This is a genomic window from Paenarthrobacter sp. MSM-2-10-13 (genome assembly GCF_011605365.1).
In the GTDB taxonomy this organism is placed as follows: domain Bacteria; phylum Actinomycetota; class Actinomycetes; order Actinomycetales; family Micrococcaceae; genus Arthrobacter.
Map to the genome: position 1 here is coordinate 160,326 of NZ_JAAOXO010000008.1, position 15,126 is coordinate 175,451.

12 protein-coding genes are annotated in these 15,126 nt (G+C 63.1%); 6 read left to right on the top strand and 6 right to left on the bottom strand.

Annotated features, from left to right (window positions below):
* Positions 1-184: 184 nt before the first annotated feature.
* Positions 185-1,702, bottom strand: coding sequence for a nucleobase:cation symporter-2 family protein (locus tag HAV21_RS15795; RefSeq protein WP_187697098.1), 1,518 nt, complete (start codon positions 1,700-1,702; stop codon positions 185-187).
* Between the two features lie 176 nt (positions 1,703-1,878).
* Positions 1,879-2,793, bottom strand: a complete 915-nt coding sequence (pucL, locus tag HAV21_RS15800) for a factor-independent urate hydroxylase (RefSeq protein ID WP_208096951.1) — start codon at positions 2,791-2,793, stop codon at positions 1,879-1,881.
* 369 nt (positions 2,794-3,162) lie between these two features.
* On the opposite strand from pucL, the gene HAV21_RS15805 reads away from it, so the two are divergent.
* The gene (locus HAV21_RS15805) at positions 3,163-3,339 is read left to right on the top strand and encodes a hypothetical protein (protein ID WP_014922716.1); all 177 of its coding nucleotides are present in this window, start codon (positions 3,163-3,165) and stop codon (positions 3,337-3,339) included.
* 182 nt (positions 3,340-3,521) lie between these two features.
* Here the strand turns inward: HAV21_RS15805 and HAV21_RS15810 are convergent, their stop codons facing one another.
* Positions 3,522-4,451 (bottom strand): type IV toxin-antitoxin system AbiEi family antitoxin domain-containing protein, encoded by a 930-nt coding sequence (locus HAV21_RS15810; protein ID WP_166842407.1) that lies wholly within the window; start codon positions 4,449-4,451, stop codon positions 3,522-3,524.
* A gap of 153 nt (positions 4,452-4,604) precedes the next feature.
* Positions 4,605-5,951, bottom strand: coding sequence for an 8-oxoguanine deaminase (locus HAV21_RS15815; RefSeq protein WP_166842408.1), 1,347 nt, complete (start codon positions 5,949-5,951; stop codon positions 4,605-4,607).
* Between the two features lie 411 nt (positions 5,952-6,362).
* Here HAV21_RS15815 and HAV21_RS15820 point away from each other — a divergent pair, with 411 nt between their 5' ends.
* From HAV21_RS15820 to HAV21_RS15840, 5 genes are all read left to right on the top strand, one after another.
* Complete coding sequence (locus HAV21_RS15820) at positions 6,363-6,857, top strand: nucleoside deaminase (protein ID WP_142937997.1); 495 nt, start codon at positions 6,363-6,365, stop codon at positions 6,855-6,857.
* Between the two features lie 15 nt (positions 6,858-6,872).
* Complete coding sequence (locus HAV21_RS15825) at positions 6,873-8,429, top strand: NCS2 family permease (protein ID WP_208096952.1); 1,557 nt, start codon at positions 6,873-6,875, stop codon at positions 8,427-8,429.
* 361 nt (positions 8,430-8,790) lie between these two features.
* Positions 8,791-10,050, top strand: coding sequence for an XdhC/CoxI family protein (locus HAV21_RS15830; protein WP_166842410.1), 1,260 nt, complete (start codon positions 8,791-8,793; stop codon positions 10,048-10,050).
* Positions 10,041-10,979: an FAD binding domain-containing protein gene (locus HAV21_RS15835; protein ID WP_166842411.1), complete on the top strand. Its 939-nt coding sequence runs from the start codon at positions 10,041-10,043 to the stop codon at positions 10,977-10,979. The genes HAV21_RS15830 and HAV21_RS15835 overlap by 10 nt, the downstream gene beginning before the upstream one ends.
* A complete protein-coding gene (locus HAV21_RS15840) occupies positions 10,969-13,812 on the top strand; it encodes a molybdopterin cofactor-binding domain-containing protein (protein ID WP_166842412.1) in 2,844 nt (947 codons plus the stop codon). Before HAV21_RS15835 ends, HAV21_RS15840 begins: the two co-directional genes overlap by 11 nt.
* Positions 13,813-13,893: 81 nt before the next feature.
* Here the strand turns inward: HAV21_RS15840 and HAV21_RS15845 are convergent, their stop codons facing one another.
* Both HAV21_RS15845 and nboR read right to left on the bottom strand, forming a co-directional pair.
* Positions 13,894-14,361, bottom strand: coding sequence for a GNAT family N-acetyltransferase (locus tag HAV21_RS15845; protein WP_142938002.1), 468 nt, complete (start codon positions 14,359-14,361; stop codon positions 13,894-13,896).
* 19 nt (positions 14,362-14,380) lie between these two features.
* Positions 14,381-15,019 carry a nicotine blue oxidoreductase gene (gene nboR / locus HAV21_RS15850; protein ID WP_142938003.1) on the bottom strand — a complete coding sequence of 213 codons (639 nt, stop codon included), beginning with the start codon at positions 15,017-15,019 and terminating at the stop codon, positions 14,381-14,383.
* Positions 15,020-15,126: the final 107 nt, after the last annotated feature.

Here is a 15,126-nt window from a genome sequence, read left to right on the forward strand (position 1 = left end):
CAAAAGATGGCAACGTTTCCCAGAAACATTGCCATCTTTTGTCGTTTCGGCGAGGTCCTGGAGCGGGCTAGTGGCCAAGCCGCAGAGGCGAGTGCCGCCGTCGTACATTCCATGCAAAGGCGACAACAGGCGGCAGTGTCCCCCAAGGAAAACACTGCCGCCTGCTGTCATCTGCGGAAGGGTGCTAGTGCTCAGAAGCGCTGGACGTCTTGAGCGGGACTTCCTTGCCGTCGGCGTCAATCAGCTTGCCGTTCTCAAAGCGGTCGCCTTCGCTGAGGCACTTGATGTCCTCTTCGCTGACAACGCGGTCAGTGCCCGCCACAAACACCGACTGGTTGTCCGAGTTGCCGGCCTTGAAGTGGTTGAAGAGGATGTTCAGCAGGATGGCCATGACCGCTGCCGAGCTGATGCCGGAGTGGAAGATCGTGGCGAACCAGGAGGGGAACTGGTCGTAGAACTTCGGGGCGGCGATCGGGATCATGCCGAAGCCAATCGAGGCCGCCACGATGATCAGGTTCATGTTGTTCTTGTACTCAACCTTGGCCAGGGTACGGATACCGCTGGCGGCCACCGTACCGAAGAGCACGACGCCGGCGCCGCCCAGGACGGGCGTCGGAACCGCTGCGACTACTCGCCCAAGAATCGGCAGGAGGCCGAGGATCACCAGGATGAGGCCGCCGGCGCTGACCACGAAGCGGCTCTTGATGCCCGTGATGGCCACGAGGCCGACGTTCTGGGCGAAGGCACTCTGCGTGAAGGAGTTGAACAGCGGGGAGATGGCGCTGGAGAGCATGTCTGCGCGGAGGCCGTCGCCGATGCGGCGTGAATCAACCTTGGTGTCCACGATCTCGCCCACGGCGATGATGTCCGCGGAGGTTTCGGTGAGGGTCACCAGGATGACGATGAGCATGGAGATGATCGCGGCGATTTCAAACGTGGGAGCGCCGAAAGCGAACGGCGTGGGGAATGCGACGATGTCGCCCTGGCCAACCTTGGAGAAGTCAGCCATGCCCGCAATCAACGCGATGATGGTGCCGATGACCATGGCCAGCAGGATGGAGAGCCGGGAGATGGCGGCGTTGCCAACCTTGCTCAGGAGCAGGACAACACCCATGGTTGCTGCGGCCAGGCCGATGTTGGCCATGCTGCCGTAGTTGTCAGCCTTGGCGTTGCCACCCATGGCCCAGTTCGCGGCCACCGGCATCAGGGTGAGCCCAATGGTGGTGATGACTGTGCCGGTAACTACGGGCGGGAAGAATTTGATGATCTTGGAGAACAGGGGTGTGATTGCCAGGCCAATCAACGAGGCAACAATCACTGATCCGAACACCGCTTGGATCCCGCCGCCACCTTGGACGATCGCCACCATGGTGGAGACGCCGGCGAACGACACGCCCTGGACCAACGGCAGCTGCGAGCCGAACCACGGGATGCCCACCGTTTGCAGGATGGTGGCCAGGCCGCCAACGAACAAGCAGGCGGCGATCAACAGGCCGATGTCCTGTGAGTTCATGCCGGCCGCCGCGCCGATGATCAGGGGCGGGGCAATGATTCCGCCATACATGGTGAGGACGTGCTGGAAGCCGTAAGCGAAGGTGCTTCCGATGGAGAGTCGCTTGTCCTCGGGCCGCTCGGGTCGTCCTGCGCGTTCTGCGCGGGACGAGGTGGTATTCGCGGGGCGGGACTTCTTCTTGATGTTCATGGCAGACTTTCTGGGTTCATGGCAGACGTCTTCGTCTGGCTAACTGTGTCTGGCTAACAAATCTTTGGTTTTTGGGGTTGGCATTGTGTGCAGGTCCGGCCTTTACGGGGCGCCGTTGGGGGGACCTGCACACAAACCCTTGAGATGGTGCGGCTTAGTCCGCGTTTGGTGCGGGTTTAGCAGAAGCCGGCGATGCCGCTCCATGCCACCGGTGCAGCCTCGATGTTCTCGCGCTGGACCGTGGCTTCGATGAGGCCGTACGGGCGATCCGCGGCGAAGAAGACCTCGTTGGGGTTGTCCAGGCCGAACGGGCTCAGGTCAACCAGGAAGTGGTGCTTGTTGGGCATGGAGAACTTGATCTCGTCCACTTCGCTGTGTGCTTCCAGGACCTTCTTGCCCATGTCGAACAGCGTCTGCTGCAGTGCGTGGGAGTAGTTCTCGGTGAAGCCTTCAAGCAGGAGTGCCTTGATGTCCTCGTAGCTCTTGTTGAAGTCCGTGCCGGCGAAGTCCAGGTTGGTGTTGTAGCGCCAGCGGGCGGATACATCGGTGGCCAGGATGCGGTCGGTGGTCTCCGGCAGGGTGGTGTACTTGTCGCGCGGGTAGCCGATAAAACCGGACTGCGTGGTCTTCAGGACGGTCAGGTCCTTGAGGCCGCTGATGACGTGCGTGGTTGCGCCATCACGGACGACGACGGCGGTACGCACCTCTTGCCCGTTGCGGACGAAGCTGTGGTCGTGTCCCTCGCCGTGGGCCTGGATGCGATCCCAGCTGTAGGCTTCGGCTTCCCAGCGGCCACCGGTAACCCAGTCGAATCCGCCGGTGAAGTGGTCTGCGAGGCGAAGCAGGAAGGACTCGGGTGAGCCGATGCCTTCACGGGCGAAGGCGTAAACCGTGTTCTTCTGGGTGTCGGTGGCAACGACGTGGCCGTTGTCGCCTTCGAGGTGGGCCGCCTGGAAGTCACCGCGCAGCTGCGAGGTGACGTTCAAATCTTCGATGTGGTGGCGGTCGGTATCCCGGGTGACCTTGACGACGCGGACTTCTGCTTTGCCGTACTGGTTTTCGCCGAGGACGATGTTGTTGCTCATGGTCATATCCCAACTTCTGTGAGGTGGAACCTAGGTTCCATCAATGAAATTAAGCGCGTGTTTCCACTGCGTTTCTGGTGGAGCCGACCCAACAAAAAAGAGCCGACATCCATTGATGCCAGCTCATTACGACCCTGCCTGCTGCTCTCAGGTTACGTGACCTACGCCACGAACTCATTCGAGAGTAGCGCACTATTTCGTCTTGTGTATACGGGCTCCCGTGGATCGTTATGAACCATCCAAATGTGACCGGGGCAACTCGGTATGGCTTCTCGGGGGTCTTGACGGCTCGTTTACCGACTGCCTACACTTTCCACATAACAATAAAAGTTTTCCGAAGAGCGGAAACTGTTGCATGAGAAAGAGGAGGAACAGATGGACTCGAAGGATACGAACAACGTCGTGGAATTCCCGGCGCCGGGTCAGGAGCTGTACCTGCCTTTCGGTGCGACAGATCCGGACTTCTACATTCCGGCCGACTGCGACCGCAAAGCCGGCGGGTTCTCCCGTTGGCTGCGCGCGCTCCCTGTGTTCGGTCGGCAGCGCCCCTAGGCACTTAGGGGCGCGGACTCTGCGCAACAGAGCCAAAGAGGCGGGCGATACCTGGGGAGGTATCGCCCGCCTTTCCGCATGCTGCCTGCCCCGCCTCCGCTCCGCCGCCCGTTTCGACCCTTCACTGTGTAGGACGCCGTGCGCGACATCGAGTGCGCAGCGAGCCCACGAATTGGGTGGCCCTATCCCCGGAGAGCGCGCAGGAGTCGAACCTTGAACTCGTGCTCGCGGAAAAGGTCCTGCCACGTGATCCGGATGAACCTCCAGCCGAGTTCCATGAGGGCCTTTTCGCGCTGGCGCTCCCGGTAGATCACTTCGTCGGTGGGGGCGTAGTCGAAGTACTTGACCTTCCCGTCAAACTCCAACGCCAACCTCTTCGCACGCCACGCGAAGTCCAGGCGGTGTTTGCCCTTATTGGTAATTACCTCAACTTGCAGCTCAGGCATGGCGATTCCCAGCCGTTGGATCAGTTCACGGGTAAGCGTTTCACCTGGTGATTCCGATTTTTGATCGGCATTCTCCAGAGCCCTTCGAAGATTAATGACGCCATTCCGCCCACCCAGGCTGTGGCACATGTCCTGCAAAACAAGGGCGTTGGCACCCATCCTGAGCGCGTGGTCCACCACGATGAGGCATTGCTTGAAGTTGAGCATGAGGCAACAGTCCACGACGGTTCGTTCCAGGGACGTGCATGGCATGCCCTGCACGGTTTCCACCTCTAGGGGACTCAATGCCCGCGTGTGTGGAATAACGTCAACGCCGTGCGAAGTGCGGGATGGGGTTGTCACGGTGTTGATGTGTACGCGGTCATCCACATCCCAGAGAAACAAGCCGTGGAGGCGGGCGGCGGAGGTGTGGCTGTAGACAAAGCCGCCGGCCGCCGTCGTGAGTGTTCCGTGGGCATGTGCGGCAATCAGCTGACGGCTTCGAATCCAGGGTTTCTGCGCCTCCCAGGTGCTGCCGCGGATGTAACAGCCTCGGCGAAGCCGGACCAAAACTCCGCTCCGCACCAAGGCTGCAATTTTCCGATCATTGAATCCGGCAGCGTGAAGTTCTTCTGTTCGCCACAGATCCATACCTTCAGGGAGTTTGCGCTGGGTAATCCTCGTCATCTGACCAGCCTCGAAGGTGCGCGGCTCGGGGAAAAGGATCCAATTGCCCTATGTGGAAAACGCCCGATTCGTGGAATCGCTGCGTGCTGTGCCGAACGCACGGCATAGTACGCAGCGAACCATCGAATCGGGCGAGGCCTCAGCGCCCCGGAGCTACCCCGCCACCAGCTTCCGGGCCGCGGCCGAGTGCTCAGCGATCAGCCCGGCCACGTCCAGCCCGGGAATCGCGCCATCAACAACCCGCCAAACACCCCCAACCATCACGCGATCAGCACGGTCAGCCCCGCAGAGCAATAACGCTGCCACGGGATCGTGGCTGCCGGAGAAACGCAGCTCGTCCGGCTTGAACAGGGCGAGGTCTGCTTGGAGACCCGGAGCCAACTGGCCAATGTCGGAGCGCCCCAGGACTGCGGCGGAGCCACGGGTGGCCCAGCCGAGTGCACGTTCCACGGGAACGGACGCTCCGTAGCGGAGTCGCTGCAAATACAGGGCCTGCCTGGCTTCAAGGATCATGTTGGAAGCGTCATTGGACGCCGAACCATCCACTCCCAGCCCCACGGGAACACCCGCAGCCTCGAGTTCCAGGACCCGCGCGGTGCCGGATGCCAGGCGCATGTTCGACGTCGGGCAGTGGGCCACCGCTGTTCCGGCAGCACCCAACCGCGCAATTTCTTCGTCGTTGAAGTGGATGCCGTGACCCAGCCAGGTGCGTGATCCCAGCCAGCCCACGGACTCCAGGTAGTCCACGGTCCGCAGCCCAAACATGGACTGGCAGAAGTCTTCCTCGTCGATCGTTTCGGCAAGGTGGGTGTGGAGCCGGACGTCGAACCGTTCGGCCATGGCAGCGCTTTCGGCCATGATTTCCTTGGTCACCGAGAATGGCGAGCAGGGGGCGAGGGCGATCTGAACAACTGCCCCGTCACCCGTCTCGTGATACTTGCGAATCAGCCGTTCGCTGTCCGCAAGGATCGCCTCAGGTGACTGGACCGTGGTCCTGGGCGGCAGCCCGCCGTCGTCCTCTCCCAAGGTCATGGAGCCGCGGGTCAGCGTGGCCCGCATCCCCATGGCTCTGACCGCGGCCACCTCGATGTCGATTGCGTCTCCCATGCCGTCGGGGAAGAGGTAGTGGTGGTCGGCGGCGGTGGTGCAGCCTGAAAGCAGCAGCTCGGCCAGTGCCACTTGCACGGCTAGTTCGAGGCTGCGCGGGGTGAGCCGGGCCCATACCGGGTAGAGGTTCTGCAACCAGGGGAACAGGGGCGCGTTGGCCACGGGACCCCAGGCGCGGGTGAGGGTTTGGTAGAAGTGGTGGTGCGTGTTGATGAGCCCCGGGAGAACCACGTGCCCGGATGCATCAAAAACGGTTGCGGGAGAAGAAGGTTGCCCGCCCGAAGGCACCAGCTCAATGATGGTGCCGGAGTCGGAAACCACCAGGCCGCCGCCGGCGTCGTGGTCATTTGCGGTGAAGATACCCAGCGGGTTCTTGATCCAAAGAGTGGTCATTACAGGTTCCTTGTCTGGTCGGCATGTATGCGTTCCAGCTCAGTTAGGCCCTGTCTGCTGATCCAGGTTGCCGGACCGTCAGAACGCGGCCCAGTCCGAAAAGCGTAAAATGCTCGACGGCGGCAGTCAACGCTTGCGGGCGGGCTGCGGTCATATTCGGGCACCAGGACCGCAGAGCAAGTAATTTCGCATGACGAAATTAAGTTTTCAAAAAACTATGGCGCGGCTCACAAACTGGTGCTACGCTCTAACTGCCAAAGGCGGGCACCCGGACCCCGGGAAGCTATCTACCAGGCGCAACTTAACCTTCATCGCACATGCTGAAGCCTGGTAACCAAGCTAACTGGAGCTCATCTCTGTGGCGCCCCCAAACAGGTCACCTGGCTTCCTCAGCACTAAGGAAGTCGCAACATGAGTACAACCGTCACGGCCGAGCAATTCCTGGCCACATCCATTGAGCTGGCAACAGCCAATGTCCTCAACAGTGGGGGCCCCTTCGGCGCCGTCATTGTCACCGCGGACGGACGAGCCTTCGAAGGCGTCAACCGCGTCACCGCCACGAACGATCCCACCGCACACGCAGAAGTCACGGCAATCCGTAACGCCTGCCGCGAACTGGGTACCTTCGATCTCAGCGGAGCAACCCTCTACACCAGCTGCGAGCCATGCCCCATGTGCTTGGCCTCCGCACTCTGGGCACGCGTGGACCGCGTGTTCTTTGCCGCAGACCGTCACGACGCCGCATCCGTTGGCTTCGATGACGCAGTCTTCTACGAATACTTTGAGAACGACAACCGGGACGCGCTGATGCCGGTAGCCAAGCTGGAACTGGGCGACCCCCAGGCTCCGGAGGCCCTCCAGCCGTTCACCACATGGAACACGCTTGATTCCAGGATTGACTACTAGGGCCCGGTGGCTGACATGACAATCCTGGACAATTCAGCTGAGAAGCAGGCTGCACTCTTTCCCAAGGGAGACGGCGCAGAGCCCACAGCTGCAAAGCACACGGCAACCGGCCTGGCGGATGGCAACAAGAAGCCTCCGGTGTCGAACTCCTTCCTGGATAAGTTCTTCCAGATCTCCAAGCGTGGCTCCACGTTGGCCCGCGAATTCCGCGGCGGCTTGGTCACCTTCTTCACCATGGCGTACATCGTCATCCTCAATCCGCTCATCCTGGGTGGTTTCTCGGCAGACAACGCCCCTGTGGACGTTGCCGGGGGGTGGCTGTCGGCTGCGCAAGTAGGCGCCGTCACCGGCCTGACTGCCGGCGTCATGACCATCGTTTTCGGATTGGTGGCCAACCTGCCGTTCGGCCTTGCCGCCGGCCTGGGCATCAACTCGTTCCTCGCCGTCGCGGTCATTCAGGAAGTCACGTGGCCCGAAGCCATGGGCCTGGTGGTTATCAACGGCATCCTGATCGTCATCTTCGGTGCCACCGGAGCCCGGACGGCGATCTTCAAGGCAGTCCCCAAGGAGCTCAAGGCCGCCATCACCGTTGGCATCGGCCTGTTCATTGCCTTCATTGGCTTCGTGGACTCCGGCTTTGTCCGCGCCACCACAGGCGGACCGCCGGTTCAGCTGGGGGACAACGGCTCCATCACGTCCATCCCCACCCTCGTCTTCATTGTTGGACTGCTGACCATGGGCATCCTCGTGGCACGCAAAATCCAGGGCGGCCTGCTGATCGGCATCGTCGCCACCACTGTCCTCGCCGCTGTAGCCGAGGCCGTGTTCCGGATTGGTCCCGGAAGCGCCCAGAACCCCGGCGGCTGGCACCTGAATGTCCCCATCCTGTCCAGCCAACTGGTTTCGGTCCCGGATCTGAGCCTGGTAGGCCAGTTCGATCTGTTCGGCTCCTTCGCCAGGATCGGCGGATTGGCGGCCACCATGTTGGTCTTCACTTTGGTGTTCACCAACTTCTTCGACGCCATGGGCACCATGACGGGCCTGGCCAAGAGCGCTGGCGTGGCACACAAGGACGGTACGTTCCCCAAGCTGAAGTCGGCCTTCATTGTTGAAGGCATGGGCGCAGTGGTGGGCGGCGCAACGTCCGGTTCGTCCAACACCGTGTACATCGACTCGGCGGCGGGCATCGGCGAAGGCGCACGCACCGGCCTGGCCTCGGTGGTCACCGGCTTGCTGTTCCTGGGCTCCATGTTCTTCACACCGCTCACCTCCGTGGTTCCGCTGGAAGTTGCAGCTGCAGCCCTGGTGGTAGTGGGTGCCATGATGATGGCCCAGATCCGGGAGATCAAGTTCACCAAGTTCTCCATTGCCCTCCCGGCCTTCCTGACAATCGTGACCATGCCGCTGACGTACTCCATCGCCAACGGCATCGGCGTAGGGTTCATCTCCTTCGCGGTCATCAGCGCGGCGTCGGGCAAAGCCAAGAAGGTCCACCCGCTGATGTGGGTGGTCACGGCAGGCTTTATCATCTACTTCGCCCGCGGCCCGATCAACGCCCTGATGGGCGTCTAGCCCGGAGCCGAACCCCGCGCCGGCGGGCACCATTCCGGCACTCTGATCGACGGTCCGCCGGAACCCACCGCACGAATAGGCGTCCGCCGTCGCGGTCCTTCCCGAACTTTACGGACTGGAAAAGGCACGACGGCGGGCGGCGGCTGGTTACCGCGCGCTCCGTCAGGGAACGGGGCAGGGAGATGAAGCCCTTGCCCCCGTTCCTATGAACTCTTGCTGATTGAACTTTTGCTGATTGAACTTTTGCTGATTACCCGCGACTACCCCTCAACATCCTCTGTCAATGAGAATATGAGGCAAGATCGCGCACTGCTCCGGACGGGCCACCCCGCCGGGACACCTGGAATAAGGATGTGTTGCCATGCTGGATCTAATGCCTTCACTGGGCAGCTGGCGGCCTGCGGTCTCTGGCCAACTGTGTGCTGTGGCCACGATCGTAGGGACCGGCGGCTCCGTGCCGCGGCCCCTGGGGACCTCCATGATGGTCACCGAAGACGGCGAAATCCTGGGCAGCTTGTCCGGCGGTTGCGTGGAAGGCGCCGTGGTGGAGGCGGCCTTGGAAGCAATGCGCGACGGCGGCCCTCGCCTTGAGTCGTTCGGCTACAGCGCCGAGGACGCCTTCGCGGTCGGGCTCACCTGTGGAGGGGAACTGGACGTCCACATCCAACCCCTCAGGGCCGGATCTGCTGAACTTTCCGTGCTTGCTGAAACTCAGCACCCTGCGGCCCTGATCCGCCGGCTCGATGCTGAGGGCGGAGTCATGGCGGTCCATGACCCTGTCCGGTTCCGTGCCATGGAATCCGAGGAACTCGCCACTTTGCTGGGCGACCATCCCTCCACACTTTTCGCCGCCGCTGCCCAAGTGGAGCGGCTGCTCCAAGGCGGCCGTGCCGGCCTGGTTCGCTTGGCGCCGCCGGAGGGATGCATTGACGGGTGGATGACCACCGAAAGGCTGGCTATGCCTCCACAGGAAGAAACCCAGCCGGAACCGATCACCCTGTTCATCGAAAGCCGTTTGCCGGCCGCGCGGATGCTGGTTTTCGGTGCCAACGACTTTGGCGCGGCTCTGCTACCCGCGGGGCAGCTCCTCGGCTACAACGTCACCCTCTGCGATGCCCGCCCCGCTTTCGCGACACAGAGCCGCTTCTCGGGTGCAGACCAAGTGGTCACCGAGTGGCCGCACCGCTACCTCGAATCCGAAGCCGCTGCAGGACGCATCGACGCCCGCACGGTGGTGTGCATCCTGACCCACGACCCCAAGTTCGATGTCCCTTTGCTCCAAAGTGCTCTCCGGTTGAGGCTGGCATATGTTGGGGCAATGGGCTCGCGGCGCAGCCACCGCCAACGGATCGACGCCCTGCTTGAGGCAGGCACGCCGTTGGAGTCCCTGGAACGGCTGCACTCGCCCATCGGCCTGAACCTCGGCGCCGTGACTCCTGCCGAAGTCGCCGTGTCCATCACGGCAGAAATCATCGCCCACCGCGGTGCCGGCGGACAAACCAGCACCCCCGGGTTCCCTTCCCTCAGGGACAGCACCGGCCCCATTCACCCAGCCCCGATTAGTCCAACCCCGATACAGGCGGCTGCCCAACACCTCACTCAGGAGGACCCATGGACATGAACACCATCGAGGCCGTGGTCCCCACCACGGACCCGGCACAATGGCGCGACGGCGACGCCTGGCTCGCCGGAGGAACGGTCCTCTTCTCCTACGGCAGCAACGTCCTGAAGCGGCTCCTTGACCTCGGCCAAGCAGAATGGCCCACTATCACTTTCACTGACCAGGGCGTCGAACTGGCCGCCACCTGCACTGTCGCGGAGCTCTACGCCCTGCCGCTGGCCGCGGAAGCAGCCAACCGTGAATGGCCCGGACTGGCACTGATCCGCCCGTGCTGCGACTCGTTCGTGGCCTCGTTCAAGATCTGGAACATGTCCACCGTGGGTGGCAACATTTGCACCGGCCTGCCGGCGGGGCCAATGACCTCACTCTGCGCAGGCCTGGACGGCGTCGCCACCATCCTCAGCCCGGACGGCAGCAGCCGGGATGTTCCGGTGGCGGATGTCGTCACCGGGGATATGCAGACTCTCCTGGCACCGGGGGAACTGCTCCGCAGCATCCATCTTCCCGCGTCCGCATTGTCCGCCCGCGTCGCTTTCCGGCGTTTATCGCTTAGCAACCTTGGCCGTTCCGGTGTGCTCCTGATCGGGCGGCTCGATCCCGACGGCGCCCTGGTCATCACCGTCACCGCGTCCACTAAACGGCCTGTGCAACTGAGGTTCCCCGCAGGTCAGGTTCCTGACGCCGGGACGCTGGCTGACGCCGTCGGCGATTCCATTCCGTGGCCGCTGTACCACGACGACATCCACGGGCTCCCTGCCTGGCGGCGGGACATGACGTTCAAGCTTGCCGAGGAGATCAGGGCGGAGCTGCTGGGCGAGTCCATGAGCGTGTCCGGTGATTTTTGGCCGCCGCATAACACCTCGCCCCAGCCGTCCACCCAGCCCACCACATCAAGCACCCAGCAGAAGGAGGCCCCGAATGGCAATTGAGATCAACGGAACTGCCTCGCAGGCCACCCCCCGCCCCGGCCAGTGCTTGCGCACGTTCCTCCGCGAAGAGGGCAATTTTGGCGTCAAGAAAGGCTGCGACGGCGGTGACTGCGGTGCGTGCACCGTGCACGTTGACGGCATGCCCGTCCACAGCTGCATTTACCCTGCTGTCCGTGCCGAGGGCAAAGCGGTCACCACCATCGAGGGCCTCGCCTCCGCTGATGGGCTGCACCCTGTGCAGGAGCAGTTCCTGGAGGCCCAGGGGTTCCAGTGCGGTTTCTGCACCGCCGGCATGATGATGACCGCTGCAACGTTCGACGACGAGCAGCGCGCCAACCTGCCCCGCAACCTCAAGGGCAATCTGTGCCGCTGCACCGGCTACCGCTCCATCGCGGACGCGGTCTGTGGCCACGGCAGCGATCACCAGCACGACGCCGGTGCGGACGTTTCGGGGGCCCAGACAGTTTCGGGGGCGCATTCCGTGTCGGGTACTCAGCCGCCAGTCGCTGTAGAAGCGACGCCGGGCCAGCTCGGCGACAACGTTCCGGCACCCGCCGGCCAGGCGATCGTCACCGGAACTGCCCGTTACACCCTTGATGTTCCGGCTGAGCAACTTCCGGGCTTGCTGCACATGAAGTTGCTGCGTTCGCCGCACCCGCATGCCCGGATCGTGTCCATCGACAAAGCGCCTGCTCTGGCAGTTCCCGGCGTCGTGGCGGTCTTCACTTATGAGGATGCTCCGCAGCTTCTGTTCTCCACAGCCCAACACGAGAATTACACGGACGACCCCGACGACACCCGTGTGCTGGACAACGTGGTGCGGTTCATCGGGCAACGGGTTGCGGCGGTGGTGGCTGAGTCCGTGGGCGCAGCCGAGGCTGGTGCGCGGGCCTTGGAAGTGCAGTACGAACTCCTGGAACCGGTGTTCACTCCGCAGGAAGCCATCCTCCCCGGCGCCCCGGCGATTCACGGTGAAAAGGACGGCGTCTTCTCCCGGATTTCCCGCCCGCATCACAACGTAGTGGCCGAGGTCCACGCCGAACTGGGTAGCGTGGCCGACGGCTTCGCGGCTGCCGACTTTATCCACGAGCACACCTACAAGACGCAGCGGGTCCAGCACGTGGCCATGGAAACCCACGCGTCCATTGCCTGGCTTGATGAGGATGGCCGCTTGATGATCCGGTCCTCCACGCAGGTTCCCTTCCTGGTGAAGAGGACCCTGAGCCGGGTGTTCAACCTGGCGCCGGAGACCATCCGCGTAGTTGCCGGCAGGGTTGGCGGCGGATTCGGCGGAAAACAGGAAGTCCTCACTGAGGATCTTGTAGCCCTCGCGGCCCTGGCCCTTCGCAGGCCGGTGCAGTTGGAGTTCACCCGTACGGAGCAGTTCACGTCAACCACCACCCGGCACCCCTTCACCATCAAGCTCAAGGCCGGCGCCAGCCGCGATGGGTATCTCACAGCGCTCCAGCTGGACGTCCTTACCAACACCGGCGCCTACGGAAACCACGCTCCCGGTGTGATGTTCCACGGCTGTGGAGAATCGCTGGCCGTCTACAAGTGTGTGAACAAGAAGGTTGACGCCCACGCGGTCTACACCAACACCGTCCCAGCAGGTGCTTTCAGGGGCTATGGGTTGAGCCAGATGATCTTCGCGATCGAGTCGGCCATTGACGAACTCGCCATCGGCATCGGCATGGATCCGCTCGAGTTCCGGCTCAAGAACATGGTTCGGCCCGGCGATCACATGCTCTCCACAACACCCGAGCCCGAGGAAGACGTCCACTACGGCAGCTACGGCCTGGACCAGTGCGTGGCGTTGGTCCGGGACGCGCTGGACCGTGGCAAGGAACGCTACCGCGCCGCGGGCTTGGATGATCTGGGGCCGGACTGGGTGGTGGGGGAGGGCTCGGCCTTGTCCATGATCGACACCGTCCCGCCCCGCGGCCACTTCGCCCACACCCGGGTGAGCCTGGAAGCGGACGGAAGGTTCGCCGTCGACGTCGGTACTGCCGAATTCGGGAACGGCACCACAACTGTTCATGCGCAACTGGCTGCCACCGCGCTGGCCACGACCGCGTCCAAAGTGACCGTGCGTCAGTCGGATACCGACCTCGTGGAGCACGACACCGGTGCGTTCGGTTCTGCCGGCACGGTGGTGGCCGGGAAGGCGACGCTCGGGGCCGCGCTGGAACTCGCCACGCGGATCCAGACGGTTGCGGCGTCGTTGACGGGAGCCGCCCTGACGGATTGCCGTTTGGTGGATGGCGCCGTTGAATGCGGCGATCGCACGGTGGAGCTGAAAGAAATCGTCGACGCCGCCCGGCTGCAAGGCGTTCGACTCGCCACGGACGGCAACTGGGGAGGAACGCCGCGATCGGTCGCGTTCAACGTCCATGGCTTCAGGGTTGCTGTTAACACGGGAACCGGTGAGCTGCGGATCCTGCAAAGCGTCCAGGCCGCCGATGCCGGTGTTGTGGTGAATCCGCGGCAGTGCCGCGGCCAGATCGAGGGCGGCATTGCGCAGGCGCTCGGCGCGGTGCTGTACGAGGAAGTGAAAGTGGACGACGCCGGACGCGTCACCACGGACATCCTGCGGCAATATCACATTCCGTCGTTCGCGGACGTGCCCCGGAGCGAGGTCTACTTCGCAACCACTAACGACTCCACCGGCCCTCTGGGTGCAAAGTCCATGAGCGAGAGCCCGTTCAACCCCGTGGCTCCCGCCCTGGCCAACGCGATCCGCAACGCAACCGGAATCCGTTTCGGCGAGCTTCCCATTGCGCGGGACAAGATCTACCTGGCCCTCCGCGACCGCACCACTGCGCCCGTGTAACCCAACTCACCCACCCACCCCGCACCCAACTGAGTCGCAGCAGAGCGCGTTTTGAGCCCTCAAAACGCGCTCTGCTGCGACTTACTTGGGTGAGACGGTGAGCTCCATGAACACGCTGTTGGGATCCAGGGTGTAGTCCCCGAACGGCGGGCACTCCGTAAATCCGTGCCGGGCATATAGCCTGCGGGCAGGAGCAAAGTAGTCTTCCGTTCCTGTCTCCAGGCTCACGCGCTCGTAGCCCCGCCGGGCCGCCTCGGCCACAATGTGCTCAAGCATCAGCGTGGCCACACCACGTCCGCGGGCTCTGGCGGTGGTGCGCATGGACTTGATCTCGGCATGCCCGGCGGACAGCATCTTCAACGCCCCACATCCCAGCAGAACCCGGTCCTCGCGTGCAGTCCAGAACGTGATCGACTCGTGCGACAACGCCGAATGGTCCAGGGCATGAACACTCTCCGCAGGGGAGGTGGCGAACATATCGGCCAAGTGCTCGCTCAGGAGCTGATGGACATCAGGGCGCGCGAGATCATCAGTTTCGATGCGGATCATGCCCCTAACTTACCCGCCTCTACCCGTCCAAAAGATGCAGTTGATCCTTGGTGTCCAGGTCTTCGCCGGAGCAGAGGTCGCTGCAGTCCACCAAGTCCACCAGGCCGGGATGCGCCTTGAGGAAGGAGCGCGCACCCGTGTCACCATTCGCGGCTGCGGCCGCTTCGGAGCGAAGCCCGACGTCGATAATCACCGGGTGCCTGCGTTTCAGGTGGCCGTGCTCATCAGGGTATGCGGCTGCGGTGACCCGGCCGGGACGGTGGCTGCCCAGCAGCCTGCTCACCGCCGTCGGGGTTAACCCGGGCTGGTCCACCAGCGCCACCATGATGCTGTTGCCTGGCGTGGCCGCGTCAATGCCGGCGCGGAAGGAACCGGCCATTCCTTTGGCCCAGTTCTGGTTCTCCACCACCGTATGAGTGCCCAAATCGGTGCTCCGCCGGACGTGGTCGGCCTCCGCGCCGAGCACCACCACAACTTCGCGGCAGCCGCCGTCGAACAGGGTGTCGGCCAAGACTTCCACCAAAGTCCTGCCCCGGAAGGGGAGCAGCGCCTTGGGGCCACGGCCCAGCCGTGTTCCGGCGCCTGCAGCGAGGAGCACGCCCGTGGTGGGGGCCGTGCCGGTGTCAGTCATATCCTCACGATACGCGCGGCGGTCCATACGGTCTCTAGCTCCTTGGGTTCTTTCCAAGAGATCTACCGATATCGGTTGTAGATTACCGATCAGTAGGCCTTTTGGTGGTCTGAAATGGCCGATATTGTCTTTGA